This is a genomic window from Streptomyces uncialis, assembly GCF_001905345.1.
GTDB lineage: Bacteria > Actinomycetota > Actinomycetes > Streptomycetales > Streptomycetaceae > Streptomyces > Streptomyces uncialis.
On the sequence record NZ_LFBV01000009.1, the window covers coordinates 353776 to 380092 of the forward strand.

General features: G+C 69.5%; 22 protein-coding genes. 14 read left to right on the forward strand and 8 right to left on the reverse strand.

The annotated features are described in order from the left end of the window. The first annotated feature begins 237 nt into the window (after positions 1 to 237). From AB852_RS30160 to AB852_RS30180, 5 genes are all read left to right on the forward strand, one after another. A complete protein-coding gene (locus tag AB852_RS30160; RefSeq protein WP_245876973.1) occupies positions 238 to 681 on the forward strand; it encodes a hypothetical protein in 444 nt (147 codons plus the stop codon). Positions 682 to 683: 2 nt separating this feature from the next. Beyond that, entirely contained in the window at positions 684 to 2462 is a 1779-nt protein-coding gene (locus AB852_RS30165; RefSeq protein ID WP_073793387.1) for a hypothetical protein, read from the forward strand. A 112-nt stretch (positions 2463 to 2574) separates the two neighbouring features. Next, a complete protein-coding gene (locus AB852_RS30170; RefSeq protein WP_245876974.1) occupies positions 2575 to 3840 on the forward strand; it encodes a S8 family serine peptidase in 1266 nt (421 codons plus the stop codon). A gap of 81 nt (positions 3841 to 3921) precedes the next feature. Beyond that, a complete protein-coding gene (locus AB852_RS30175) occupies positions 3922 to 4266 on the forward strand; it encodes a WXG100 family type VII secretion target (protein WP_073793388.1) in 345 nt (114 codons plus the stop codon). A gap of 90 nt (positions 4267 to 4356) precedes the next feature. Beyond that, a complete protein-coding gene (locus AB852_RS30180; protein ID WP_073793389.1) occupies positions 4357 to 4659 on the forward strand; it encodes a WXG100 family type VII secretion target in 303 nt (100 codons plus the stop codon). A 70-nt stretch (positions 4660 to 4729) separates the two neighbouring features. Here the strand turns inward: AB852_RS30180 and AB852_RS30185 are convergent, their stop codons facing one another. From AB852_RS30185 to eccCa, 5 genes are all read right to left on the reverse strand, one after another. Beyond that, complete coding sequence (locus AB852_RS30185; protein ID WP_073793390.1) at positions 4730 to 5068, reverse strand: DUF397 domain-containing protein; 339 nt, start codon at positions 5066 to 5068, stop codon at positions 4730 to 4732. A gap of 83 nt (positions 5069 to 5151) precedes the next feature. Further along, entirely contained in the window at positions 5152 to 5757 is a 606-nt protein-coding gene (locus AB852_RS39355) for a hypothetical protein (protein ID WP_143201302.1), read from the reverse strand. 39 nt (positions 5758 to 5796) lie between these two features. Further along, positions 5797 to 8079, reverse strand: a complete 2283-nt coding sequence (locus AB852_RS30190) for a DUF6571 family protein (RefSeq protein ID WP_073793391.1) — start codon at positions 8077 to 8079, stop codon at positions 5797 to 5799. Beyond that, positions 8079 to 8570 (reverse strand): hypothetical protein, encoded by a 492-nt coding sequence (locus tag AB852_RS30195; RefSeq protein ID WP_073793392.1) that lies wholly within the window; start codon positions 8568 to 8570, stop codon positions 8079 to 8081. The genes AB852_RS30190 and AB852_RS30195 overlap by 1 nt, the downstream gene beginning before the upstream one ends. 398 nt (positions 8571 to 8968) lie before the next feature. Next, positions 8969 to 12967, reverse strand: a complete 3999-nt coding sequence (gene eccCa / locus AB852_RS30200; RefSeq protein WP_073793393.1) for a type VII secretion protein EccCa — start codon at positions 12965 to 12967, stop codon at positions 8969 to 8971. Positions 12968 to 13451: 484 nt separating this feature from the next. Here eccCa and eccD point away from each other — a divergent pair, with 484 nt between their 5' ends. The 6 genes from eccD to AB852_RS30230 all read left to right on the forward strand — a co-directional run bounded on the left by eccD (position 13452) and on the right by AB852_RS30230 (position 20832). Further along, positions 13452 to 15005, forward strand: coding sequence for a type VII secretion integral membrane protein EccD (gene eccD / locus AB852_RS30205; RefSeq protein ID WP_073793394.1), 1554 nt, complete (start codon positions 13452 to 13454; stop codon positions 15003 to 15005). A gap of 184 nt (positions 15006 to 15189) precedes the next feature. Beyond that, complete coding sequence (gene rpsO / locus AB852_RS30210) at positions 15190 to 15477, forward strand: 30S ribosomal protein S15 (protein WP_073793395.1); 288 nt, start codon at positions 15190 to 15192, stop codon at positions 15475 to 15477. Positions 15478 to 15987: 510 nt separating this feature from the next. Continuing rightward, the gene (locus AB852_RS30215; RefSeq protein WP_073793396.1) at positions 15988 to 18207 is read left to right on the forward strand and encodes a polyribonucleotide nucleotidyltransferase; all 2220 of its coding nucleotides are present in this window, start codon (positions 15988 to 15990) and stop codon (positions 18205 to 18207) included. Continuing rightward, complete coding sequence (locus tag AB852_RS30220; RefSeq protein WP_073793397.1) at positions 18204 to 19583, forward strand: M16 family metallopeptidase; 1380 nt, start codon at positions 18204 to 18206, stop codon at positions 19581 to 19583. Before AB852_RS30215 ends, AB852_RS30220 begins: the two co-directional genes overlap by 4 nt. A gap of 38 nt (positions 19584 to 19621) precedes the next feature. Continuing rightward, positions 19622 to 20374 carry a 4-hydroxy-tetrahydrodipicolinate reductase gene (dapB, locus tag AB852_RS30225; protein ID WP_073793398.1) on the forward strand — a complete coding sequence of 251 codons (753 nt, stop codon included), beginning with the start codon at positions 19622 to 19624 and terminating at the stop codon, positions 20372 to 20374. A 5-nt stretch (positions 20375 to 20379) separates the two neighbouring features. Further along, a complete protein-coding gene (locus AB852_RS30230; protein WP_073793399.1) occupies positions 20380 to 20832 on the forward strand; it encodes a hypothetical protein in 453 nt (150 codons plus the stop codon). Positions 20833 to 20893: 61 nt separating this feature from the next. Here the strand turns inward: AB852_RS30230 and AB852_RS30235 are convergent, their stop codons facing one another. Both AB852_RS30235 and AB852_RS30240 read right to left on the reverse strand, forming a co-directional pair. Further along, the gene (locus AB852_RS30235; RefSeq protein ID WP_073793400.1) at positions 20894 to 21451 is read right to left on the reverse strand and encodes a hypothetical protein; all 558 of its coding nucleotides are present in this window, start codon (positions 21449 to 21451) and stop codon (positions 20894 to 20896) included. 189 nt (positions 21452 to 21640) lie between these two features. Further along, positions 21641 to 21883 (reverse strand): hypothetical protein, encoded by a 243-nt coding sequence (locus tag AB852_RS30240; RefSeq protein ID WP_073793401.1) that lies wholly within the window; start codon positions 21881 to 21883, stop codon positions 21641 to 21643. A gap of 231 nt (positions 21884 to 22114) precedes the next feature. Between AB852_RS30240 and thyX the strand changes: the two genes are divergently transcribed. The 3 genes from thyX (at position 22115) to AB852_RS30255 (ending at position 25854) form a co-directional block, all read left to right on the forward strand. After that, positions 22115 to 22855 (forward strand): FAD-dependent thymidylate synthase, encoded by a 741-nt coding sequence (thyX, locus tag AB852_RS30245; protein ID WP_073793402.1) that lies wholly within the window; start codon positions 22115 to 22117, stop codon positions 22853 to 22855. A 250-nt stretch (positions 22856 to 23105) separates the two neighbouring features. Continuing rightward, complete coding sequence (gene dapA / locus AB852_RS30250) at positions 23106 to 24005, forward strand: 4-hydroxy-tetrahydrodipicolinate synthase (RefSeq protein WP_073793403.1); 900 nt, start codon at positions 23106 to 23108, stop codon at positions 24003 to 24005. Positions 24006 to 24168: 163 nt separating this feature from the next. Further along, positions 24169 to 25854 (forward strand): ribonuclease J, encoded by a 1686-nt coding sequence (locus AB852_RS30255; RefSeq protein WP_073793404.1) that lies wholly within the window; start codon positions 24169 to 24171, stop codon positions 25852 to 25854. 142 nt (positions 25855 to 25996) lie between these two features. On the opposite strand, the gene AB852_RS40300 is transcribed toward AB852_RS30255, so the two are convergent. Continuing rightward, a partial coding sequence (locus AB852_RS40300; RefSeq protein ID WP_218623290.1) for a hypothetical protein occupies positions 25997 to 26317 on the reverse strand: 321 nt, incomplete at its 5' end.

The following is a 26317-nucleotide window of genomic DNA, read 5'->3' on the forward strand; positions in this document are numbered from 1 at the left end:
GTACTCATGCGCCCCGCGACAAGCTCTCCGTAAGCTCCTCACGACTCCGTCACGGAGGAACACGGCAAACAACGCGGTGCAAACCGGGCAAACGCCCAGCTATACAACTCAGGCTTCACAAAGCTCGGTTGGCTTGGTAGCGCTTGGTGACTACAGTGACGGGGCGCGGGCCACACCCGCGCACACTCGTTCGGACGTGCGACCGGGCGAGGCCACGGGGATACGGGGGAGGACGAAGTGGGGCTTCCGGACAGTGTGGGCGGCGCCTCTTACATGAGCGGCGCGGATCTGCGCCGAGGGGTCGCGGCGCTCAAGACCTTCAAGAAGAGCATCGACACGGTGCTGTCCGAGTTCGAGGAATCACCGGGCAGTTCCGGCAAGGTCGGCTCCCAGCAGGTCTCCCGGGCGTCCCTCTCCAGCGCGAACAGCTGCTTCGCCGAGGCGGACGGCCTGTTCGGCCAGTACAACCGCGTCCACCAGCGCCTGACGACCCTTTCCAGGGCACTGGGCCAGCAGATCGAGTCGATGGGCATCGCCGTCCACGGAGCGGACGTCGGCTTCGACAATCTCGACGAGGACACCCGCCGGCAGTTCTGGGCGATCCAGACGACTCTCCGTGAGTCGCTGGCCGCGCCCGGCCGCAAGCGCACCGACGACAGGCAGTCCGAGACGGGGTGGTAGGCATGACGGACGACAACCAGAGCACACCGGACACGGCGGACCTCGAACGGGTGGCCCAGCAGGTCGGCGCCACCGACATGGTGGTCAAGGTCTCCGATCTGCTGGAGAACACCTTCTTCTTCAACGCGCCGAGCATCAGCCCCGGCCGCACCAGCTTCGAGTCCCACCGCCTCAACGACATGATCGACCTGGTCCAGAACACGAACCCGGCCGAACTCGAAGAGGCGGGCAACGCCCTGTGGAACGCCCGCGACGCCATCAAGAAGGCGGCCGAGGCGCTCAAGGGCCATATCGGGCAGCCCGACTGGGAGGGTGAGGCGGGCGAGGCGTTCCGGCGCTGGGGCCAGGCCCTGGTATCCGACGCCCTGCAACTGTCCGACTTCGCGGACGTGGCCGGTACCCAGATCACGGCGGCGGGCACGGGCCTCGCGTCCGTCCGCAGCTCCATGCCGCCCCGCGACGCCCGGGCCGACCCCAAGGCGGCCGAGGACTTCCCTCCGGACAAGCGGAACAGCGACAACGAGGACTACACGGCCGCACTCAAGGCGGAGAAGCACCGCCAGGAGGCGATCAACCAGATGAACCGGTTGGCGTCCTTCTATGCGGTCTCGGAACAGGTCCTGTCCACCCAGGAGGGCCCCACGTTCGCGCCTATGCCGGCGGTGGGGGTGCCGCAGCCCAGGAGAAGCAGGGTTACGGATCCACCCACCAGCGCTGAGAGCGGCCCCGCTGCGCAGACTTCGCAAATCGGCACTCAGGCGTATGTGCAGGACGGCAGCAGTCGAGCAGCTGTTGCCGCTGGCCCAGGCGTGGGTCTGGAGGGTACAACCACCCCTGTCGTGCAGCCGGGTCGTGCGGTGCCGGAGTTCGAGGCACCGACTGTAGGCACCGAGATCGCGAGTGTCGGAACGGTTCCGGCTTCTGCGCCTCCGACGCCGGTGGTCGGAGCTCCGCCAAGCGGACCCGCACCGGTCGCTGGTACGCCGCCGTTGCCTCCGGCCGTCGGGGGTCCGCCTGTGGTGGTGGCCATCCCGCGATCGGCAGGCGCTGGCACCGCCAGGTCTCTCGGCCAGGCGCAGGCGACGTCCCGACCGGGCCAAGCCCGCGCCGGCGGAACCGAGTCGAGTGGCCGGGTGCCTGCGAGCGCCTCAGGCCGGGCCCCTCTGACAGGTCAGGGTGCGTCAAGGCAGGGCATGCCTGGGGGGACGGCCTCGGGTCAGGGTGCGACAAGGCAAGGCGTGCCTGGAGGGACGGCTTCGGGTCAGGCGCCGGTCGGCCGTGCCATCTCAGGGGGCTCGCCCCGCGGCGGTCAGGCAATGCCGCGTACCGGTGGAGGGCCGATGCCTCCGGCCGGTAACAGCGGCATCGTCGGTGGCCGGCCCATGACCTCTACGCCCACCCCCGCGGGCTCTGGCGCATCGCGGAACGTCGTCGGAGGGGCCGGCCCGGCGTCGGCATCACAGCCGAGGGCCACAGCCGGGCGCGGGAGCGGCCCTGCCCGCAGCGGGGTGATCGGTGTGACCAACCAGGACGGCCGTGGCCGTCAGCCGAGCCGACCCGCAGTTCAGGGTTCCGGCGGAGTGGTCGGTGGTACCCCGACGCGCTCCACTCGAACGAGTGGTGGCCGGGGATTCACCACGGGTGGCACCGGGCTGGTCCGACGAGCCGGCGGTCGGCGGGGACTGCCGGACCGGTCGGCTCAGGAGGAGCGGGACGATTCGGCCGAACATGTCGGCGCTGACCCCGACGAGCCCTCCAGCAGCACCGCCAGCACCCGATAGCAGCGATCGATCGAGCCAGGCAAGGACTGAGACGAGCATGAGGCCAGGGATCAGGCGGCGCGGCAGGACAGGTGCGTCTCTCTCGCGCCGCTCCCGGAGAGCATTCGCCTCGGTGGCTGTGCTGTGCGCGGCAGCGAGTGCGACCGGTGTGGCGCTGGCCCCTGCCGCGGTCGCCAACGATGTACAGAGCCAGCAGTGGTACATGAACGCCATGCAGGCCGAAAAGATGTGGCAGTCCAGCACGGGCAAGGGCATCAAGGTCGCTGTGGTCGACACGGGGGTGAATCCCAATACCCCGTCACTCAGAGGCAAGGTGCTCACCGGAGAAGTTCCGCGTGCAGCCTCATACGGGGCCGTCAAGGACTACGACGGCCACGGCACCACCATGGCGGAGCTCATCGCCGGCAGCGGCGCAGGCGACGGACTCCGAGGGCTGGCTCCGGACAGTCGCATCATCCCTGTGCGAGTCGCGCTTGAACAACTGACGGACAAGGCCGAGACAAAGAAGACGGCTTCGGTTCCTGAGGGAATTGAGGCAGCTGCCGACTCGGATGCGCGGATCATCAGCCTCTCTCTGGGTGGCGAGTTCACCGACCCTGAACTTGAGGACTCCATCAAGTACGCGGCCTCCAAAGGAAAGCTGATCTTCGCGGCCGCAGGTAACGATGGTCCTGACACGGAGTTCAGGGCGTACCCGGCGGCGTATCTCGAAGCGATCGGGGTCGGTGCCGCCGACAAGACCGGGACCGTTGGCAAGTTCTCACAGAAGGGCGACTTCATCGACCTCGCCTCACCTGGTGTGAACGTGCCCGCCTGGTGTGACGAGACCTTCACCCGCTACTGCCCTTCCAGGGGCACCAGCCAGGCCACCGCCATCGCCTCCGCCTCGGCCGCTCTCATCTGGTCGGCGCATCCCGACTGGACCGCCAACCAGGTGCTGCGGACGCTGATCGACACGGCTGGACGTCAGTGGCCGAAGGACGCTCCGAGCGACTACCTCGGCTACGGCTTGATCCGGCCCCGGCTGGTCCTTGAGGACAAGAACATCGACCCGGGCCCCGCCGACGTCAACCCGCTCACCAACGAGAAGACTCCCGTCGCCGGAACGAAGGAGCCCTCGGAGGGCACCTCGTCGGCGCCCGAAGACAAGCCGTCGGCCCCCGGCGACAAGCCGTCCGCCGACAACGGCGGTTCGACGGAACAGCCGGCCAAGGGCTCCGAGGACTCCAAGGACGACGAAGCGACCGCGACCGGGGCAAGCGCGGACGGTTCCTCCGGCGACAGCGGCAACCTCGGTCTGATCCTCGGCTCGGCCGCCGCCGTCGCGGTCGTCGGCGCAGGCGCGTTCGTCCTCGTGCGCAAGCGGCGCAACGCCTGATCCACCCACGGCGGAGCCGCCCCTAGCGGTGCGGATCCGCCGACCCCGTCCCCAACCCCATCACAGAAGGGAACCGCAGCCATGTCTCAGGGCCAGCGGCTGTCAGATTCAGAACTGATCAAGCTCGAACAGGACATCGCCACCCGGTTCGAGAACATCAAGGGCCAGCTGCATCGCCTTCAGGGCACGATCGACAGCCTCGAAGGCCAGTGGAAGGGCATCGGCGCCGGTGCCTTCAACAGCAAGCAGCACGAGATCAACACCTCGATGGTGCGCATCGGCAACATCCTTGTGAAGTTCCTCGAAGCGATGAGCGCGAGCCGCAAGATCAAGGACGGCAGCGAGGACGAGGTCCGCGCGGCGGTGCAGAGCATCAACGTCAACCAGGGGACCGGCGGGCCCCAGTCGAGCTTCAACGGCTACTAGCGGGCCCCGCCGCAGCCGTAGGAGCGATTCCGTACGGCCGACGGCACAGCGTGTACCGATCCGAGCATTCTCCGAGAGGAAGACATACCGATGTCCACGGGTAACTACGACGAACTCGTCGTCAGGTACGGCGGCCTCGACGCGACCGCCACCGAGCTGGCGAACCAGGCCAAGAAGCTGGAGGAGGACCTGGCCAGCATCAAGCGCGCGGTGGCGACCGTCGCCGCGGGCTGGGAGGGCGAGGCCCACACGATGTACACCCAGGAACAGGCGAAGTGGGACAAGGAAGCCCAGGACATCCACCAGGCCCTGGTCGGCATCGGCCAGGTCGTCGGCCGGGCCGGTGGTGACTACATGGGTGGCGACAAGAAGGCCGCCAGCTACTTCCTGTAGGACGGCGGCGCCAGGGGAGAACGCGCCGGGGTGGGCACGCACGGGAGGTGCCCACCCCGGCGCTCTCGCGTTACTGGGCCGGGCTCGCCCCGGCCTCCGCGGACAGTCCTCCGTTGCGGGCGGTGGGCGTCAGGTCGAACTCGCCGTCCCTGGCGCCGAGGACGAACGCCCGCCATTCGCCCTCCGTGTACCGCAGCACGGTCTCCGTGTCGAGCGAGGAACGCATCGCCACGGCTCCGCCCGGGAGATACGCGATCTCCACGCGCTCCTCGTGCTCCTCGGTGCCCGGAGCGCTCACCCACTCGACCCCGGAGATGTCGAGCCCGTACAGCTCGTCCTTCTCCCGCTCCTTACGGGCCTGGACATCCTCCGCGGACTCCACACCCCCGGAACCCTGAACCTCGGTCATCTCCCGACCCCTTCCCGCATTTTCTCCGACGGCTCGCCAACAAGCCGTGGCCTACTTTACTTCGCATGCCCGACCGAAGCGCTCTAAAGCTTCGACGGGAGTTCACATTTTGCCTTCTTGTGGGCGTACTCGGCCGCGCTTCGGGCAATATCGATCAATGCCTGCCTGGTGTCGCCGTCGTCGGAGTCGTTGTCCCGGTCCAATGCGACGACCGTGCTGATGTTGTACTGCCCCCCGATGATCTTTCCATCAGGTATGCACGGGGCAAAGATCCCTGCGGTCCGAATAGAGGCAACGCCTTTGTCTCCGGCCTTGAATTCCCTAAGGGGATAATCTTCCGGACGGAACGGATTCACGTAGTTTTCGATCCACAGCTGCGAGCTTTCCGCGAGAGCTATCCGAGTGTCTGACGTGAACAGGCGAGAAAAGTTTCCATCTTCCCCGTCGACTCGGCAAATGAATCTCTGGGATCGACGATCGGACATTTCGCCCAGCAGTATCTCCCGATTTTTGAACGAGTACTCCGATGATTCCGGGAGCGCAGTTCTCAGGGCTGGAACAAGGTTCTCTGATTCACCAAGGACGGCACACACGTCGGCTGCGTGGATTTCCGCTCGGGATGAGAATGGGGGAATGTCGAAGAAGTATGCCGTGGCCCCGGCGATGACCATGCTGCTGGTGATGGCCACATAGGTGCGTAATCTCTTTCGCTTTGCGGGCATGATGCATCAGTCCTTTTCGAGAGCCTTCGGTACGCCTTGGCCGTTCACGTAGAGCCCCACGTTGGAGTGAGCAGCGGTAAATCCGTTCTGCGCACTTCTTGCGACGATTGACTCGATGTGCTGAGACGGATTTCCGGATTGTTCTCCGGCCTTCACCACTGCCTGCTCCAAGAGTCTGTACGTGGACTCCTGGGTGCCGCTGAGCTGTTCACCATTGCGGTAGATCACCTCGTTCGCACTGTCTTTCATGGACCCTTCGGTCAAGGACCCGAGGATCTCGTTCGCAGTGGTTCCGGCGAATCCGCCAGCGACGATTCCTCCGGGTCCGATGAACGCCGCGCTCCCCAGCCCGATCCCGATGCCGACCGCGCTTCCGACCCAGACCTTGCCCTGATTCAGCGCATTGTTGTACTCGCGGTCCTTGGATCCCCCTTCGGCTTCCCCTTCGTATGCGCGACCCGCACTGATCGTGCCCTGGATCTCTCCGGCGACCTGAGCGATACTTCCGACTCCCTCCTTCAGGTTCTCCACTTCCTTGAACTGGGGGTCGGAGATGTACGCGTCGGGATTCCTGAAGTGGTACTCCATCAGGGACGTCGTATAGCTGTGCTGGCCAACAGTGACCGCGGCATATCCGTCAGGGGTTCGGCCCAGGGTGTAGAGGAACCGGGTGAGGTCCTGCGCCCCGGGCTCGGCCATGGACCCCGCGACAGGCATGAGACGGGCCTCGCCGTCCGCTTGTGGATTCAGGCCCCGGCTGATGTCCGGCATGTACTCCGCCGAGATCTGCCCCAGGCTGTCCGCCATGTACTTGTGGTCCAGCAAGCGCTCAGGCTTCTCCGAGACCGAGTGGACGATCTGTTCCATGAGCGTGGCCTGTTCGTAGCTGTGCGCCGGGGTGTCCGCCGTGGGCATCTCGCCCGCCGGGTGGCCCGTCACCGCGGACTCCAGGGCCTGGGCCAGGATGTTGCGGCCCGCGATGCTGCTCTCGCCCTTGCTGTCGGTGTCCGGCGGCCAGTCGCGTTCTTCGAAGAGGTACTCGAAGTTCGTCATGCCGCCCTTGGCGTGGTCCGACTCGTCCCTCGCCAGGAAGGGGTCCCCGAAGAACGTGGTCGACGCGTCGGGGCTGTTCGCGAGTGCCTTGAGGAAGCCGGTGAAGGGATCGGCGCCCGTGTCCGTACCGGTGTGGTTGAGCTGCGGGTCCGCGGCCGAGCGGTGCCAGGCGATCGGGCTCCGGGTGCCGTTCTCGCTGTACTCCTTCTCCGCCTTGACCAGTGCGCGGCCGTATCGCGTCAGGAACCGGTCGTTGTAGTCGCCCCAGCGCATCAGGCTGCTCATGACCTGGAATCCGAGATGGCTGCCGTGCGGGCCGACCGATTTCCCGCCCAGCGCGGTCATCTCGCGCTTCCAGTCGTTCATCGCATGCGAATCGCTCTGTGTCGCGTGCGCCAGGGTCAGACCCAGGTGCTTCTGAAGGTCGTCGAAACGATCGCGGCGTTCCTGGGTCAGCTGGTAACCCGCCAGCCCGGGGTCATTGATGCCGGACCAGAACTCCAGGGTGCCCTTGGCGCCCAGTTCACCCGCGAACCGCGCGGAGAACAGCGGGTCGTCCGCGTACCGCTTCAGTCCCGCGACGAGCCGGTCGAACTCCGCGACGCTCAGGTCCTGCGGCTTCTGCCGGGCCAGCCCGGCCAGTGCCTCGGCTTCCCGTACCGCCTTCACCGCGGCGTCGCGGTCGTTGTAGGCGCCCTCCGAGAAACCGAGTTCGCTCTGGTCGACCAGCGCACGCAGCACCTTGCTCGCGCCGGCGTCGATCTCCGTGGCCGCCACGAGGATCTTCTGCACCTCGTCGCGCAGCGCGACGAGATCCGCCTCGTCGTGGTCCGGCACCGAGCCGCCCTTCCCCGCCCGGTCGGGGTGGACGCGCATGGTGACGGTGAATCCGCCGTCGCCCGTCGCGGTGACCGTGAGATTCTTCGCCGCACCCCGCCCGATGGCCTCCTCCAGGTTGCGCCGCTGGAGCAGGAGATCCGCGCGGGTGTCACGGAGGATGTTGCGGATCGAGGTGGCCTGGGTGCGGGCGTCGTCGAACTCGCCGGCGGTCTTCGCGATGAAGGTCTTCGATACGGCGGCGTTCACACCGGCCCAGACCGCTTTGTCCGCCTGCCCCTTGAGTCCGTCCCGCGCGGCCTTCGCCAGGGTCTCCAGATTTCCTATCAGGGTGGACCAGTCGGAGACCGCGGTGCCGAGTGGTCCGAGATCCGCGTGCTGTAAGGCTGCGAAATCCATCAGCTGTCCTTCTTCTCCTTCTCGGTTCCGTACACCGGATTCCTCGCCCCCGGCCCGCCGACCCGGTCGTCGAAGCCCTGGGTCAGGGTCTCGATGGTGTTCAGCGCGCTGCCGATGTGGTGGTCGTCGCCGCGGTGGGTCTTCTTGGTGAACTCCAGATGGTTCGAGATATGGCCGCAGGCGTCCCGCAGGGATCTCACCTGTTCCTCCCACCGGGTGGACACATGCTCCAGCGCGCCACCCAGCGCGAACCCCTCTCCCTTGAGGCCCGCGCCCGCCGTCTCCGTGCTGGCCACCTGGACCCGCGCCTCGTCCCACAGCCGCATATGCAGCTTGAAGGCGTGGTCGCCGATCTTCGCCAGATCGCTCTGACGGACCTCCAGGCTCGCCTCGGTACCCCCCGGATCACCCGGCACATGGTTCACCTGCATCGACGTCGACTGCCGTTCGGCGGCCCGCGCCTTCAACTCTTCCCACTCGTCCCAGCCCATGGACTGGCTCCTTCCCCCAGGGCCGGCCCCGACGGGCCGACCAGGTCCGACTCGATACGCCACGCCTCACGCGGACCACCCGCGTCGAATCACCCACGTCAGCCACTCGGTCAACCACCTGCGTCGAATCACCCGCGTCGGCCACCCGGTCAACCACCGGTCAACCACCCGCGTCAACCGTCCACGGCGACCCTTCGCGACAGCCACCCGGACGACGCCCGCACTCGAACGTGACACCCAATCACTGAAAGTGACGGTCCGAGGGTAGCGGTGTCCCCGCGATCCGGCGGACGGGCAGCCCCCCGTACAGCGGGACGGGGCGGGGGCGCCGAACCCGACGGCCGCCCACCCCTCCGACGGCCGCCCACCTCTCGGGGCAGCCGCCCACCCCCCAACCGCTACCCCCGGCCCTCCGGCTCCGGCTCCGGCTCCGGCTCCATCACCCCCGTCTGGACGAGCGGCTTGCCGCGCTTGCGGGAGACGAACGTGCCGCGGCCCGGCGGCATCGGACGGGCGCGGACGTTGCCCAGCAGATCCCCCTCGCCGGGGTCACCCGCGAGGACGACACCCTGCGCGCCCAGCTCCTTCATCCGCTGGACGAACGGCTCGTACGAGGCGCGGCCCGCGCCCGCCGTCGAGCGGGCGACGATGAAGCGGACGCCCACGTCCCGGGCGAAGGGGAGCAGCTCGGTGAGCGCGGCGAGCGGGTTGCCGCTGGAGGTGGAGACGAGGTCGTAGTCGTCGACGATCACGTACACCGTCGGGCCCTGCCACCAGCTGCGTTCCCGCAGCTGCCGGGCCGTGACCTCGGCGGTCGGGGTGCGGCGCCGGATGAGATCGGCGAGCGCCTCGACATGGTGGTCCATGGAGTTGGACATCGGCACGTACTCGGCGAGGTGCGACGCGGGAGCCGCGTCCAGCAGTCCCCGCCGGTTGTCGATCACGAACATCTTGCAGGCGTCGCCCGAGTACCGTTCGCTCAGCCGGGTGATGAGCAGCCGCAGCAGGTTCGTCTTGCCCGACTCGCTCTCCCCGAACACCAGGAAGAACGGGTCCTGCTCGAAGTCGAGGAACACCGGCTCCAGATTGTCCTCGTCCAGCGCCCAGGCGATCCCCCGCTCCGGGAACATGTGCCCCGGCGGGAGCTGGGCCGCGGGCAGCGCCCGGGGCAGCAGCCGTACCTCCGGCGCGCCGGGCGCCGCCCAGTGCCGGGCGACCTCGGCGGTCAGCGCCTCCGTGGCGTCCGCGAGGTCGGTGTCCGACGACAGCCCGTCGATACGGGGGACCGCCGCCATGAAGTGCAGCCGCTGCGGTGAGATACCCCGGCCCGGCACTCCCGTCGGCACGTTCACGGCCACCTTGCGGTCGATCTCGGAGTCCATGGTGTCACCGAGCCGCAGCTCCAGCCGGTTCATCAGATGGTCCTTGAGGTTCGACCGGACCTCCATGGAACGGGACGCCGACAGCACGAGGTGCACCCCGTAGCCGAGTCCCCGTGACGCGATGTCCAGGACGGCCTGCTCCAGCCCCTCGTACTCCGCGCGGAACGTGCCCCAGCCGTCGATGACGAGGAACACATCGCCCCATGGCTGGTCCGCGACCGAGATGTCGCCGCGCGCCCGGCGGGTCCGGAAGTCCGCGATCGACGCGATGCCCGCCGACCGGAAGTACTCCTCACGCCGGGTCAGCACCCCGTACACCTCGGCGACCGTACGCCGTACCCGTTCCGGGTCGAGGCGGGACGCGACGCCGCCGACATGCGGCAGCCCGGACAGCGCGGCGAGACCGCCGCCACCGAAGTCGAGACCGTAGAACTGCACCTCGTACGGGGTGTGGGTGAGCGCGAAGGACGCGATCAGAGCGCGCAGCAGCGTCGACTTGCCGGACTGCGGGCCGCCGAGCAGCTGAAGGTGCCCGGCCGCGCCGGAGAAGTCGCACCACAGCGGGTCGCGCCGCTGCTCGTACGGCTTGTCGACCAGGCCGAGCGGGACGACCAGCCGGCCGGCGCCCTCGTAGCCGGGCTGGGTCAGCCCCCGGCCCCGTACCGGGGTGAGACCCGGCAGCAGCGAGTCCAGCGACGGCGGGCTGTCCAGCGGCGGCAGCCACACCTGGTGGGCCGCCGGGCCCTGGGCCTCCAGCCGTCCCACGATCACATCGAGGACGGTGTCCGCGAGCGCGTCGTCCTGGCCCTCGCCGCCGCGGCCGGCCGTGCGCTGCGCGGGCACGCTGACGTAGTGCAGCGGTACGGGCGCCGCGGTGAACAGCGCCGGCCGCCGGTCCACCGGCAGTGGCCCGCCGGCGGTGATGTCCCGCGAGGCGGCGGACCGGTAGGCGCCGGAGACGTACGCCGCCTTGAAGCGGACCATCTCGTCGGTACCGAACTTGAGGAACCCGGAACCGGGCACGTTCGGCAGTTCATAGGCGTCGGGCACCCCGAGCGCGGCCCGGGACTCCGCCGCGGAGAACGTCCGCAGCCCGACCCGGTACGACAGATAGGTCTCCAGCCCCCGCAGCCGCCCTTCCTCCAGCCGCTGCGACGCGAGCAGCAGATGCACCCCGAGCGACCGGCCGATCCGGCCGATCTGGACGAACATCTCGATGAAGTCGGGCTTCGCGGACAGCAGCTCGCTGAACTCGTCGATCACCAGGACGAGCGACGGGATCGGCTGGAGCGGGGCGCCCGCGGCCCGCGCCTTCTCGTAGTCGTGGATGTTGGCGTAGTTGCCCGCGTCCCGCAGCATCTCCTGACGGCGGTTCAGCTCACCGCGGATCGAGTCGCCCATCCGGTCGACCAGCGTCAGATCGTCCGCGAGGTTGGTGATCACCGCCGCGACGTGCGGCATCTGCGCCATCCCCGCGAAGGTCGCGCCGCCCTTGAAGTCGGCGAGCACGAAGTTCAGCGTCTGCGACGAGTGCGTGACCGCGAGCCCGAGGACCAGTGTCCGCAACAGCTCCGACTTGCCGGAACCCGTCGCCCCGACGCACAGTCCGTGCGGCCCCATCCCCTCCTGCGCGGCCTCCTTCAGATCCAGCATCACGGGACGGCCGTCCTCACCGACCCCGATCGGCACCCGCAGCCGCTCCGCGAGCGAGCGGGGCCGCCAGGTCCGCCGGGTGTCCACCGACGCGGCGTCACCGAGGCCGAGAAGTTCGGTGAAGTCCAGGTTCGCGAGCAGCGGCTCGTCGTCGTCCCCGCCGGACGCCATCCGCAGCGGCGCGAGCTGGCGCGCCAGCGCGTCCGCCGCCTCGTACGCGAGGACGTCCGGCACCCCTTCGTACACCTGCCCGCCCGCCGCCTCCAGCCGCAGCGAACGCGGCTGGACGACCACCGACAGATCGCCCCGGCCGCCGGCCGGATCACCCGGCACCACCTCGACGACCGTCACGCCCTGAAGGCCCTCGGCGCCGGCGAGCAGCGAGTCCGGCGACAGCGACAGCCCGTCCAGGACGACGACCACATGCGGCTCCTCGGGCACCGGCGCCCCGTTCGGATGGAACCGGGGACGCCCGGTGAGCCGCGCCGACAGCATCGACTCCAGCTCCGCCGCGTCGCTCACGATCATCCGCCGGGTGCCCGCCCCGTCGACCAGCCCGGACGCCTGGCTGTGCGGCAGCCACTTCGTCCACTCCCAGTGCGCCGCGTCCTGCTGCCCGACGCCGAACGCCAGCAGCAGATCGTCGGGGGAGTGCAGCGACGCCAGCGACGCGACCAGCGCGCGCGCCGTACCGCGCGCCGTCTGCGCGTCCCCGCTGACCGTCACGTGGTAGAAGGCGCGCAGCGACACCGCCATCGGCAGCGCGTCGAGGGTGCTGTGCGCGGCGACGAACCGGTGCAGCGCGCTCTGCGTCAGCGGCTCCAGGCCGTCCGTCGCGCCCTCCTCCGGCGCGATCAGCGCGGTGGACAGCGGCTGCGGCCCGAGCCCGATCCGCACCTGTCCGAAGTCACCGTCGCCCGAGCGGCGTTCCCACACCCGGCTGCCCTCGGCGACCAGCGCCCAGAGCTGTTCCGGCGCGGGATGCAGGAAGTACTGGGCGTCCCGCTGCGCGCGGGCGGTCTCCACCGTGGACCGCCGGGTCTGCGCGAGATACCGCAGATAGTCCCGGCGCAGGTCCGCCAACTGTCCCTGCGCGCCGCGCCGGTAGCGCACCACCATGGCGATGGTCATGGCGATCGTGGACGCGATCATCACCATGCCCATGACCTTCATGAACGGATGCGCGGTGGGCATGAAGAAGAACACCACCGAACCGCCCATGCCGAGCATCGGCAGGAGCTGCATCATGGTGCCCTCGTCCTGCCCGCGCGGGAGTTCCGGCGGTGGTTGGAGGACGATGTCCCCCGTGGGTGTTTCGGACGGCAAAGCCCGAGGCGGGCGCTTGACGACGATCTGGCTCATACGCACCAATTCCGTGGACGGCCCCGTATCTTCCGTCCGCCGCCCCGTGTCAGGCGGACATAGGCCGCGCGCGTGATCCTACTGACATCCCATAGGCCCGGTGGGCGATAGGCTGCGCTGCGTGTGCGGGCGCACACGACGAACGAGCCGAGCAAACCGGGGCATTGGGTACGGTCCGGGGCCGCGGCCGGAACCGGTCCGGCACAGGATGTCCACACGTCCCGCACTCCCCGGCCGGCCGCCACGGCACCGGACGGCGACGGGACGGCACGGCACCGCCGCACGCCCCGCGGTCCGGCGGCACCACCCGGACCACCGGTACCGCCGGGCCACCGGAACCACCCGGGCCACCCGGACCGTCGAGGACCGAGGACCCCGCCCGGGACCTCCGCGCCCCACCACCCGGCGAAACCCGGCGAACCCGGCCCGCCGCCGCGACCCGCGGTCCGGCGGCACCACCCGAAGGGGGAACAGAACGGTGAGCATGACGGCCTCCGCGCCCAGCGGGGCGAGCGGCCCCACCACGACCGGCGGACCCGGCGGCCCGAGCGGCGCACGGGGACCGGGGAGCACCACCGGCGCGGGCCTCGGCTTCTGCCGGGTCACCATCGTCGCCCCCGACAGCCGGATCGACGTGGCCCTCCCCGACGACGTCCCCGTCGCCGACCTCCACCCCGAGATCCTCCGGCTCTCCCAGCAGAGCTCCGGTGTCGCGGTCCCCGTCGGGTACCACCTCGTCCGCCGCGACGGCACCGTCCTCGACAGCGCCCGCACCTTCGCCGCCCAGCGCGTGCTCGACGGCGAACTGCTCACCCTGCGCCCGTTCGCCGAGTCGCTGCCCCCCGCCGTCTTCGACGACGTCTCCCAAGCGGTCGCCGACGCCGTCTCCCGGGACCGCGCCCTGTGGAGCGGCGAACTGACCCGCGCCGCCGGACTCACCGGCGGGGGACTCCTCGCGACCCTCATCGCCTTCGTGACCTGGTCCGCCGACCCCCGGCACGACATGAACGGCCTCCCGGGCGTCCTCGCCGCCGTCGCCGGACTCCTCCTGCTGACCCTCGGCGCCGTCCGCGCCCGCGTCTACGACGACCGCGCCTCCGCGATCTCGCTGGGCCTCGGCGCGCTCCCCAACCTCGCCGTCGCCGGTTCCGGACTGCTGCCCCTCGCCGACGGCCACGGCATCGGCAAACTCCAGTTCCTGCTGGCCTGCGCCGCCGTCCTGCTCGCCGCCGTGGTCCTCACCATCACCTCCCCGCGCGGCGACGGCCCCTTCGTCGCCTTCGTCCTCGCCGCCGCGATCGGCCTGCTCACCACCTTCGTGGCCCTGCTCGCCGACCTCACCGCCGTCGAGACCGCCGCGATCTGCGCGCCCCTCGCCGTCGGCACCCTCGCCTTCCTGCCCGGCCTCTCGCTGCGCTTCGCCCGCCTCCCCATCGGCTTCGACCCGCCCAGCACCACCCGCGGCGGCTACGGCCCGAGCGGGAGTTACGGCGACGACCCCGCGCCCCCCGAGCCCGTGGACGCCGACCGGATCGCCGCCCAGGCCCGCCGCGGCCATGAACTCCTCGTCGGACTCGTCGGCGGCTGCGCCCTGGTCGCGGTGGCCGCCGCCGCCGTCCTCGGCTTCTCCGACGACGTCTGGGGCCAGCTCCTCGCCCTCGCGACCGGACTGTCCCTGCTGCTGCGCGCCCAGCTCTTCCGCTACTCGGCCCAGGTCGGCGCCACCCTCGCCGCCGGTCTCGGCTCGCTCGTCCTGCTCGGCCTCGGCCTCGCCCTCAACCCCCCGGCCGGCCTGCTGCGCGACGCCCTGCGCGGTGACAGCGCCGCCCTGGACATCCGTACCGTCTGGCTCGTCGCCGCGCTCGCCGTGCTGGCCGCCCTCGTCACCGCCGTGGGCCTGATCGCCTCGCGCGGCGGGGTCAGCCCCTTCTGGGGCCGCTTCCTGGAGATCGCCGAGGGATTCTTCCTGCTCACCCTGGTCCCGCTGGCCCTCGCCGTCTTCGACGTGTACGCCAAGGCCCGCGCGATGACCAGCTGACAGGCCCGTCAGCCGCGCCCGGCCCCCCTGGTACCCTTGTCGACGGCCGTGTGTGTACGCACCCCCGGATCTTCCGAGACCTGGAGGCAGCGCCCAGCGGACCCTGCCTGCCGAGTCATGGAAGATCCCCTGCGCTGTGACAGGGGCACTCGGCGGCCTCACGAAGACGAAACAAGGAGTACGAGTGTCGCTCGACGCCGCTACGAAGAAGCAGATCATGGCCGAGTTCGCCACCAAGGAGGGTGACACCGGCTCCCCCGAGGTCCAGGTCGCCATGCTGTCGCGCCGGATCTCGGACCTGACCGGCCACCTCAAGATCCACAAGCACGACCACCACTCCCGTCGTGGTCTGCTGATCCTGGTCGGCCAGCGTCGCCGTCTGCTTCAGTACCTGGCCAAGAAGGACATCCAGCGCTTCCGCGCCCTCGTCGACCGCCTCGGCATCCGCCGTGGCGCGGCGGGCGCCAAGTAGCACGCCGTGAGAGGGAGCGGTTCCCACCCCAGGGGACCGCTCCCTTCGGCATTGCGCGGAACCCGCCGCGCCGACCGCCCCGCGGCACCGCGGAGCGCCCGGCCGGTGCGGACAGCCCGCACCACACACCCTCCGCAGGCCCCGCGGCACGCACGGCACACACCGTCGCACCCGCTCTGCGTGCGGAGTGTCACTGCGGCTTTGTAGTCTGGTCGCAGTACGAAAGCACCACGACGTACCACGTACGACCGCGGCGGCGCACCACGCGCCGGCGCACCGCACCACCACGGCACCCCGTGCCGTGAGCACGGCGCGGCACCGCACAGGGCGGTACCGCGCCAGGTGACACGACGAGGAGAAGCGTCCCCGGCCGCGCCGGTCCTCGGTAGTGGCCCCCGGGGCAGACCCCGAGGGCTTCGATCGAAGACCGGCAAGCACACACGGCGCGCTTCTCCGCCCCCCGTCCCCCGCCACACGGGCGCGCGGGACGCAGACGAGGAGATATCGCTAGTGGAGAACGAGACCCACTACGCCGAGGCCGTCATCGACAACGGCGCCTTCGGTACCCGCACCATCCGCTTCGAGACGGGCCGTCTGGCCCGTCAGGCCGCCGGCTCCGCCGTGGCCTACCTGGACGACGACACCATGGTGCTGTCGGCCACCACCGCTTCCAAGAAGCCCAAGGACCAGCTCGACTTCTTCCCCCTCACGGTGGACGTCGAGGAGCGCATGTACGCGGCCGGGAAGATCCCCGGTTCCTTCTTCCGCCGCGAGGGCCGCCCCAGCGAGGACGCGATCCTCACCTGCCGGCTGATCGACCGCCCGCTGCGCCCGTCCTTCAAGAAGGGCCTGCGCAACGAGATCCAGGTCGTCGCCACGATCATGGCGCTCAACCCGGACCACCTGTACGACGTCGTCGCGATCAACGCCGCGTCCGCGTCCACGCAGCTCGCCGGGCTGCCCTTCTCCGGCCCGATCGGCGGCGTCCGCGTCGCCCTGATCCGCGGCCAGTGGGTGGCGTTCCCGACGCACACCGAGCTTGAGGACGCCGTCTTCGACATGGTCGTCGCGGGCCGCACCCTCGACGACGGCGACGTCGCGATCATGATGGTCGAGGCCGAGGCCACCGAGAAGACCATCAAGCTGATCGAGGGCGGCGCCGACGCCCCCACCGAGGAGGTCGTCGCGGCCGGTCTGGACGCCGCGAAGCCCTTCATCAAGGTCCTGTGCCGCGCGCAGGCCGACCTCGCCGCCAAGGCCGCCAAGCCGACCGGCGAGTTCCCGGTCTTCCTCGACCACCAGGACGACGTCCTGGAGGCCCTCACGGCCGCCGTCAAGGACGAGCTCGCCCAGGCCCTCACCATCGCGGGCAAGCAGGAGCGCGAGTCCGAGCTGGACCGCGTCAAGGGTCTCGCCGCCGAGAAGCTGCTCCCGCAGTTCGAAGGCCGCGAGAAGGAGATCTCCGCCGCTTACCGCGCGCTGACGAAGTCCCTGGTCCGCGAGCGCGTGATCAAGGAGAAGAAGCGCATCGACGGCCGCGGTGTCACCGACATCCGCACCCTGGCCGCCGAGGTCGAGGCCATCCCGCGGGTCCACGGCTCCGCCCTGTTCGAGCGCGGCGAGACCCAGATCCTGGGCGTCACCACGCTGAACATGCTCCGCATGGAGCAGATGCTCGACACGCTTTCCCCCGTGACGCGCAAGCGCTACATGCACAACTACAACTTCCCGCCGTACTCCGTCGGTGAGACGGGCCGCGTGGGCTCCCCCAAGCGCCGCGAGATCGGCCACGGCGCGCTCGCCGAGCGCGCCCTGGTGCCGGTCCTGCCGACGCGCGAGGAGTTCCCCTACGCGATCCGCCAGGTCTCCGAGGCCCTCAGCTCCAACGGCTCCACGTCGATGGGCTCGGTCTGCGCCTCCACCATGTCCCTGCTGAACGCCGGTGTGCCCCTCAAGGCCCCCGTCGCCGGTATCGCCATGGGCCTGATCTCGCAGGAGATCGACGGCGAGACGCACTACGTCACCCTCACCGACATCCTCGGTGCGGAGGACGCCTTCGGCGACATGGACTTCAAGGTCGCCGGTACCAAGAAGTTCGTCACCGCCCTCCAGCTCGACACCAAGCTGGACGGCATCCCCGCGTCCGTCCTGGCCGCCGCGCTGAAGCAGGCCCGTGACGCGCGTCTGCACATCCTCGACGTGATGATGGAAGCCATCGACACGCCGGACGAGATGTCCCCGAACGCCCCGCGGATCATCACCGTGAAGATCCCCGTGGACAAGATCGGCGAGGTCATCGGCCCCAAGGGCAAGATGATCAACCAGATCCAGGAGGACACCGGCGCCGAGATCACGATCGAGGACGACGGCACCATCTACATCGGTGCCGCCGACGGACCGGCCGCCGAGGCCGCCCGCACCACGATCAACAGCATCGCCAACCCGACCATGCCGGAGGTCGGCGAGCGCTACCTGGGCACGGTCGTCAAGACGACCACGTTCGGCGCGTTCGTCTCGCTGCTCCCGGGCAAGGACGGTCTGCTGCACATCTCGCAGATCCGCAAGCTCGCCGGTGGCAAGCGTGTGGAGAACGTCGAGGACGTGCTCGGTGTGGGCCAGAAGGTCCAGGTCGAGATCGCCGAGATCGACTCCCGCGGCAAGCTCTCCCTGATCCCCGTGGTCGAGGGCGAGGACGCTTCCGAGGACGCGAAGGACGACGCCGCCAAGTGACGTCCCGTAGTCTGCGCGCGACGGCCCGTGTCTCCTCGGAGACGCGGGCCGTCGCCCGTACCCAAACCCTGCTCAAGGGCAAGGACGGCATCGGCACGGTGCGCCGCACCACCCTGCCGGGCGGCCTGCGGGTCGTCACCGAGACCCTGCCCTCCGTACGCTCCGCGACCTTCGGGATCTGGGCCCACGTCGGTTCCCGCGACGAGACGCCCACGCTGAACGGCGCCACCCACTATCTGGAGCACCTCCTCTTCAAGGGCACCGCCAAGCGGACCGCCCTCGACATCTCCTCCGCGATCGACGCGGTCGGCGGCGAGATGAACGCCTTCACGGCGAAGGAGTACACCTGCTACTACGCCCGGGTGCTCGACACCGATCTGCCGCTCGCCATCGACGTGGTCTGCGACATGCTCACGGGCTCCCTCATCCGCCAGGAGGACGTGGACGCCGAGCGCGGCGTCATCCTCGAAGAGATCGCGATGACGGAGGACGACCCGGGCGACTGCGTGCACGACCTGTTCGCGCACACCATGCTCGGTGACACCCCGCTCGGCCGCCCGGTCCTCGGCACGGTCGACACCGTCAACGCGCTCACCGCGGACCGGATCCGCCGCTTCTACAAGAAGCACTACGACCCGACCCACCTCGTCGTCGCCGCCGCGGGCAATGTCGACCACCACAAGGTCGTCCGCCAGGTCCGCGCCGCCTTCGAGCGGGCGGGCGCCCTCGACCGCGCCGACGCGACCCCCCTCGCCCCCCGCGAGGGCCGCCGCGCCATCCGCACCGCGGGCCGGGTCGATGTCGTCGACCGCCGTACCGAGCAGGCCCATGTCGTCCTCGGCATGCCCGGCCTCGCCCGGACCGACGAACGCCGCTGGGCGCTCAGCGTGCTGAACACCGCCCTCGGCGGCGGGATGTCCTCCCGGCTCTTCCAGGAGGTCCGCGAGAAGCGCGGCCTCGCCTACAGCGTGTACTCGTACACCTCGGGCTTCGCGGACTGCGGCCTCTTCGGCGTCTACGCGGGCTGCCGGCCGGGCCAGGTCAACGATGTGCTCAAGATCTGCCGCGACGAGCTGGACCAGGTCGCCGAGCACGGACTGTCCGACGACGAGATCACCCGCGCCGTCGGTCAGCTCGCCGGCTCCACCGTCCTCGGTCTGGAGGACACCGGCGCGCTGATGAACCGCATCGGCAAGAGCGAGCTGTGCTGGGGCGAGCAGATGTCGGTCGACGACATGCTCGGCCGGATCGCCGCGGTCACCCCGGACGAGGTCCGGGAGGTCGCCCGCGACATCCTGGGGCAGCGTCCGTCGCTGTCGGTCATCGGCCCGCTGAAGGACAAGCAGACGGCCCGGCTCGGCGAAGCGGTCGGCTGACTCCCCGTGTCGTCCCCCACCCCGTAAGGAACAAGCACATGAGCAAGCTGCGTGTGGCGGTCGTCGGAGCCAAGGGCCGTATCGGCTCCGAGGCCGTACGAGCCGTCGAAGCCGCCGCCGACCTGGAACTGGTGGCCGCCCTCGGCCGCGGCGACAAGCTGGAGACCCTGGCCGACCAGGGCGTCCAGGTCGCCGTCGAGCTGACCACCCCCGGGTCGGTCATGGGCAACCTCGACTTCTGTGTACGGCACGGCATCCACACCGTCGTCGGGACGACCGGCTGGACCGAGGACCGCCTCACGCAGCTGCGCACCACCCTCGCCGCGTCCCCGGAGACCGGCGTGCTCATCGCGCCGAACTTCTCCATCGGCGCCGTCCTCACCATGAAGTTCGCGCAGATCGCCGCGCCCTACTTCGAGTCCGTCGAGGTCATCGAGCTGCACCACCCGAACAAGGCCGACGCACCCAGCGGCACCGCGACCCGCACCGCCCAGCTGATCGCCGCCGCCCGCGCCGAAGCGGGCAGCGCCCCCCAGCCGGACGCCACGGTCACCGCGCTGGAGGGTGCCCGCGGCGCCGACGTCGACGGTGTCCCCGTCCACGCCGTGCGGCTGCGCGGGCTCCTCGCCCACCAGGAGGTACTGCTCGGCGGCGAGGGCGAGACGCTCACCGTCCGCCATGACTCGCTGCACCACAGCAGCTTCATGCCCGGCATCCTGCTGGGCGTGCGCCGCGTGGTGGACACCCCAGGCCTCACCTTCGGCCTGGAACACTTCCTGGACCTCGGCTGATCCCGATGGGCGCGAAACTGACCTACGCCCTCGCCGCGGCCGTCCTCGTCGTCTACTTCGTCCTGGTCGGCAGCCGGGGGGTGTTCCTGATCCGGGAAGGCACCCTGGTCACCGTCACGTTCGGGGTGGCGGTGCTGATCCTGCCGCTGATCGGTGCCTGGTTCCTCTGGAAGAACACCGAGTTCGTCCGCAAGGCCAACCGCCTCGCCGAGGAACTGGAACGCGAGGGCGGACTGCCCCTCGACGAACTGCGGCGCACCCCCAGCGGCCGGATCGACCGTGACTCCGCCGACGAGGTCTTCCGCCGGCGCAAGGAGGAGGCGGAGCTGACCCCGGGGGACTGGCGCTGCTGGTTCCGGCTGGCCGTCGCCTACCACGACGCCCGTGACACACCGCGTGCCCGCAAGGCCATGCAGCACGCGATCGCCCTGCGCGAAGGGCGCCGGACCGGCGTCTGACATATGACTGCGCCCGGCCCCGGAACCCGGGACCGGGCGCAGTCATGTGCAGCGGTGCGGCTCAGGGGCTCCGGTACTCGTCCGCCCAGACCTCGATGGTGTCCGCCGCCCGGTTGAAGGCGTCCGACCGCGCCATGAAGTCGGCGTTGTGGGTCGTCATCAGCGGTACGGGCGCGTCACCGCGCCGATCGGACCGCAGCAGGACGAGCGCCTGTCCCTGGACCGTCCGCGGCAGCCCCAGCCAGCGCACCGGCTGCTGGGCCGTCCGCAGCTCACCCACCTGGTTCCACGCCAGGCTCACGGTGGTCAGGAACCCCACCCGCCGCAGCCCCTGCGCGCTCACCCACACACCCACCCGCAGCAGCCGCAGCGCGGCCCCGATGACGAGCAGCGCCACCGCCATACAGATACCGGCGGCGCTCAGGGAGTTCGCCAGCGCCATGATCATGGTCGCGAACAGGACGTACGAGGCGAGCAGCAGCAGCAGCGCGGCGGCGCCCACCCGCCAGGGTCCGGGCCGGTAGGGGCGGCGCCAGCGGTCGCGGTCGTCGAACGGCAGTGCGACACCGTCCGATGCCTCGTCGAAGGCGCGGTCCGCCGTCAGGAAGGGCAGGGGCACGACTGGTCCTCACTCGGTCAACGCACGGACTGTGCCCGGTGAGGCTATCGATACGTGACGTCGGCGACCACCCTTGGGGGTCCGGACGAGTCACGCCCGGACAACCTCGCAGGTCGGAGAGGTTTCCCCGGCCGGACCCGGATCCGTCACGCATACCCCCGGTCACCCTCGGTGACCGGAGATCCCGGGTCAGCGTCCGTGGGACGTGGCCTCGGACTGCTGGGTGCGCGCCGGGGACTGCTCCGGCGACAGCGCGGGCATCCCGAACAGCAGGGACCCCACCAGGCCGGCCACCACCGTCAGACCCATCAGGGTCCGTCCGGCCAGCTGGCCGGGTGTGGCGCGCTCCCGGGGCGGGGGAGTGACATTGCTGCGGAACTGGTCGGCCTCGGCGACGAAGGCGAAGGGTACGGGCTCGCGTCGGCGGAACATGTGGCTCCTCTCAAGGGGCTCGGTCGAAGGGCTCGATCGGCGGTCCCGATCGTGAAGCTCCTCACCCGTACAGACGCGTAAACACCCCGTGGGGTGCCCCGTTTCACGGAATTCACAGAAGTTCACCGGATGCCGACGGGGTTGCTCGCGCTACGCCACAGTTCCGTACCGGTTCGCACCGGGTCGTAGAGTGGGCGCCGCACGAGCGACGACGGAAGGACCCCCCGAACCGTGACCGACACCCCCGCCGGCGAGCAGAAGCCGAGCTTCCGCGGCGACATCACCGTCGAGCTGGTCAAGCACACCGCGAGTGACGCCGATGTGCTGTTCGCGGCCCGTGTGTCGACCCTCGGCGAGCAGTCCCTGGACGAGCTCGGCAAGGACCCCGCGCGCTCCAAGGGCCTGCTCAACTATCTGATGCGCGACCGGCACGGCAGTCCGTTCGAGCACAACTCGATGACGTTCTTCATCAGCGCCCCGATCTTCGTGTTCCGCGAGTTCATGCGGCACCGCGTGGGCTGGTCGTACAACGAGGAGTCGGGCCGCTACCGGGAGCTCCAGCCCGTCTTCTACGTACCGGACGGGTCCCGCAAGCTGGTCCAGCGGGGCCGCCCCGGCAAGTACGTCTTCGACGAGGGCACCGAGCAGCAGCAGGAGCTCGTCGGCCGGGCCATGGAGGACTCCTACCTCCGGTCGTACGAGGCGTACCGGGAGATGCTGGACGCCGGTGTCGCCCGTGAGGTGGCGCGCTCGGTGCTCCCCGTCGGCCTGTACTCCAGCATGTACGCCACGTGCAACGCGCGCTCGCTGATGCACTTCCTCGGTCTGCGCACCCAGCACGAGCTCGCGAAGGTGCCCTCGTTCCCGCAGCGGGAGATCGAGATGGTGGGGGAGCGGATGGAGGCGCGCTGGGCGGAACTCATGCCGCTCACGTACGAGGCCTTCAACGCCAATGGCCGGGTCGCCCCCTGACCCCGTACGGCCTTTCGGCGGACACCGGGTACCGCTCAGCGGTACTGATGTGCGGTTGGCTCGTCAGAGGTGTCCGTATTGCGGCATTTCGTGAAGTTCATCTAGCCTGAACAAACGGACCCGGCACTGCTTGAACCCCCGAGCAGGCAGTGCCGGGCTCCTTCTCCGTCATGTCCCCGGTGCTTTGTCACACCACCCGGCGTCCCCCCAAGGGGGGACCGCGCGCTGAGCAGCGAGTAGCGTGTTACCCATGGCTCCGACCTCCACTCCGCAGACCCCCTTCGGGAGGGTCCTCACCGCCATGGTCACGCCGTTCACGGCGGACGGCGTACTCGACCTCGACGGCGCCCAGCGGCTCGCCACCCACCTGGTGGACGCGGGCAACGACGGGCTGGTCATCAACGGGACCACCGGCGAGTCCCCGACCACCACGGACACGGAGAAAGCAGAGCTGGTACGAGCCGTCCTGGACGCCGTGGGCGACCGGGCCCATGTCGTCGCGGGGGTCGGCACCAACGACACCCGGCACAGCGTCGAGCTGGCGCACGCCGCCGAGAAGGTCGGAGCCCACGGCCTGCTCGCCGTCACCCCGTACTACAACAAGCCCCCGCAGGACGGCCTGCGCCAGCACTTCACCGCCATCGCGGACGCCACCGGGCTCCCCGTGATGCTGTACGACATCCCGGGCCGCAGCGGTGTCCCCATCAACACCGAGACACTCGTCCGGCTGGCCGAGCACCCCCGGATCGTCGCGAACAAGGACGCCAAGGGCGACCTCGGCCGCGCGAGCTGGGCGATCTCCCGCTCCGGTCTCGCCTGGTACTCGGGCGACGACATGCTGAACCTCCCGCTGCTGTCCGTCGGGGCGGTCGGGTTCGTCTCCGTGGTCGGCCATGTCGTCACCCCGGAGCTGCGGTCCATGATCGACGCGTTCACCTCCGGTGATGTGCGGAAGGCCACCGAGATCCATCAGCGGCTGCTGCCCGTGTTCACCGGGATGTTCCGCACCCAGGGCGTCATGACCACCAAGGCCGCGCTCGCCCTCCAGGCACTGCCCGGCGGTCCGCTGCGGCTGCCGATGATCGGGCTCACCCCCGAGGAGACGATCCAGCTCACCAAGGATCTCGCCGCGGGCGGGGTACAGCTCTAGCCCTTCCGGGGTAGAGCTCCCTCACAGACTTCACAACTGAACAAGCACCACCCGCGTCCGGCCCCCACGCCGTACGCGGCCGACCATCGACAACTGCAAGTGCACGAACGTCACACGCGCCACGTGCCAACGGGTACGTGGCGTGCGTGGTGAGGAGAGTCTTTTGAGTCATCCGCATCCTGAACTCGGTGCCCCGCCCAAGCTGCCCAAGGGCGGCCTGAGAGTCACCCCGCTCGGCGGTCTCGGTGAGATCGGCCGCAACATGACGGTCTTCGAATACGGCGGCCGTCTGCTGATCGTCGACTGCGGGGTGCTCTTCCCGGAGGAGGAGCAGCCCGGGATCGACCTGATCCTTCCGGACTTCTCGTCCATCCGGGACCGCCTCGACGACATCGAGGGCATCGTCCTGACCCATGGCCACGAGGACCACATCGGCGGTGTCCCCTTCCTCCTGCGGGAGAAGCCGGACATCCCGCTGATCGGCTCCAAGCTGACCCTCGCCCTGATCGAGGCCAAGCTCCAGGAGCACCGCATCCGTCCGTACACCCTGGAGGTGACGGAGGGCAACCGCGAGCGCATCGGCCCCTTCGACTGCGAGTTCATCGCCGTCAACCACTCCATCCCGGACGCGCTCGCGGTCGCCATCCGCACCCCGGCCGGCATGGTCGTGCACACCGGTGACTTCAAGATGGACCAGCTCCCGCTGGACCACCGCCTCACCGATCTGCACGCCTTCGCCCGGCTGAGCGAGGAGGGCATCGACCTCCTCCTCTCCGACTCGACCAATGCCGAGGTGCCGGGATTCGTCCCGCCCGAGCGGGAGATCTCCAACGTCCTGCGCACGGTCTTCGCGGGCGCCCGCAAGCGGATCATCGTGGCGAGCTTCGCCAGCCACGTCCACCGCATCCAGCAGATCCTCGACGCCGCCCATGAGCACGGCCGCCGGGTCGCCTTCGTCGGCCGCTCGATGGTCCGCAACATGGGCATCGCCCGTGATCTCGGCTACCTCAAGGTCCCCCCAGGCCTGGTCGTGGACGTCAAGACCCTCGACGACCTCCCGGACCACCAGGTCGTACTGGTCTGTACGGGGTCCCAGGGCGAGCCGATGGCCGCGCTGTCCCGGATGGCCAACCGCGACCACCAGATCCGGATCGTCCAGGGCGACACCGTGATCCTCGCGTCGTCCCTCATCCCGGGCAACGAGAACGCGGTCTACCGTGTGATCAACGGCCTGACCCGCTGGGGCGCCAACGTCATCCACAAGGGCAACGCGAAGGTGCACGTCTCCGGCCACGCCTCGGCCGGCGAGCTGCTGTACTTCTACAACATCTGCAAGCCGCGCAACCTGATGCCGGTCCACGGTGAGTGGCGCCATCTGCGGGCCAACGCCGAGCTGGGCGCCCTCACCGGCGTCCCGCACGACCGCATCGTGATCGCGGAGGACGGTGTCGTCGTCGACCTGGTCGAGGGCAAGGCGAAGATCGTCGGCAAGGTCCAGGCCGGCTATGTCTATGTGGACGGCCTCTCCGTCGGTGACGTGGGCGAGCCCGCGCTCAAGGACCGCAAGATCCTCGGCGACGAGGGCATCATCTCCGTCTTCGTCGTGATCGACTCCAGTACCGGGAAGATCACCGCGGGCCCGCATGTCCAGGCCCGGGGTTCCGGTATCGAGGACGCCGCGTTCAGCGAGGTGCTTCCGAGGGTCGTCGAGGTCCTGGAGCGTTCCGCCCAGGACGGCGTGGTCGAGCCGCACCAGCTCCAGCAGCTGATCCGCCGGACCCTCGGCAAGTGGGTCTCGGACAACTACCGGCGCCGCCCGATGATCCTGCCGGTCGTGGTCGAGGTCTGACCTGACACAGCGCCAACCTGGGGCGGGGCACCTCGATTTGCGTCGGGGCGCCCCGCCCCAGTATGTTTACGGCTCCGCCTGAGGGGGAACCCCGAGCGCCCAGTGCGCGAGGAAGCCTCCCGAAGCAGACGGAAATTCTGACTCAGAATCTTCTGATAAAGTCGGAACCGCCGGAAAGGAAAAGCGCGGAAGCGGTTTTCCCGGAAAGCACCGAGGAAATCGGATACGGAAACGGTCTGATAGAGTCGGGAACACCGAAGGGAAGCGCCCGGAGGAAAGCCTGAGCCGAATGGCTGGGGTGAGTACGAAGGAAGCGTCCGTTCCTTGAGAACTCAACAGCGTGCCAAAAGTCAACGCCAGATATGTTGATTACCCCGTTCCTTGCCGGATTTGTTTCCGGTGGGGGCGAGGTTCCTTTGAAATACAACACAGCGAGGATGCTGTGGACGAGTTCGGGACTATT

Excerpts from the sequence above, each read along its gene's own strand:
- AB852_RS30190 (WP_073793391.1), bottom strand. The coding sequence starts at position 8,079 with ATGGATTTCGCAGCCTTACAGCACGCGGATCTCGGACCACTCGGCACC.
- AB852_RS30240 (WP_073793401.1), bottom strand. The coding sequence starts at position 21,883 with ATGTTCCGCCGACGCGAGCCCGTACCCTTCGCCTTCGTCGCCGAGGCC.
- AB852_RS30230 (WP_073793399.1), top strand. The coding sequence starts at position 20,380 with ATGGGCGCGAAACTGACCTACGCCCTCGCCGCGGCCGTCCTCGTCGTC.
- AB852_RS30165 (WP_073793387.1), top strand. The coding sequence starts at position 684 with ATGACGGACGACAACCAGAGCACACCGGACACGGCGGACCTCGAACGG.
- AB852_RS30180 (WP_073793389.1), top strand. The coding sequence starts at position 4,357 with ATGTCCACGGGTAACTACGACGAACTCGTCGTCAGGTACGGCGGCCTC.
- eccD (WP_073793394.1), top strand. The coding sequence starts at position 13,452 with ATGACGGCCTCCGCGCCCAGCGGGGCGAGCGGCCCCACCACGACCGGC.
- AB852_RS30185 (WP_073793390.1), bottom strand. The coding sequence starts at position 5,068 with ATGACCGAGGTTCAGGGTTCCGGGGGTGTGGAGTCCGCGGAGGATGTC.
- eccCa (WP_073793393.1), bottom strand. The coding sequence starts at position 12,967 with ATGAGCCAGATCGTCGTCAAGCGCCCGCCTCGGGCTTTGCCGTCCGAA.
- AB852_RS30175 (WP_073793388.1), top strand. The coding sequence starts at position 3,922 with ATGTCTCAGGGCCAGCGGCTGTCAGATTCAGAACTGATCAAGCTCGAA.
- AB852_RS30195 (WP_073793392.1), bottom strand. The coding sequence starts at position 8,570 with ATGGGCTGGGACGAGTGGGAAGAGTTGAAGGCGCGGGCCGCCGAACGG.
- dapA (WP_073793403.1), top strand. The coding sequence starts at position 23,106 with ATGGCTCCGACCTCCACTCCGCAGACCCCCTTCGGGAGGGTCCTCACC.
- dapB (WP_073793398.1), top strand. The coding sequence starts at position 19,622 with ATGAGCAAGCTGCGTGTGGCGGTCGTCGGAGCCAAGGGCCGTATCGGC.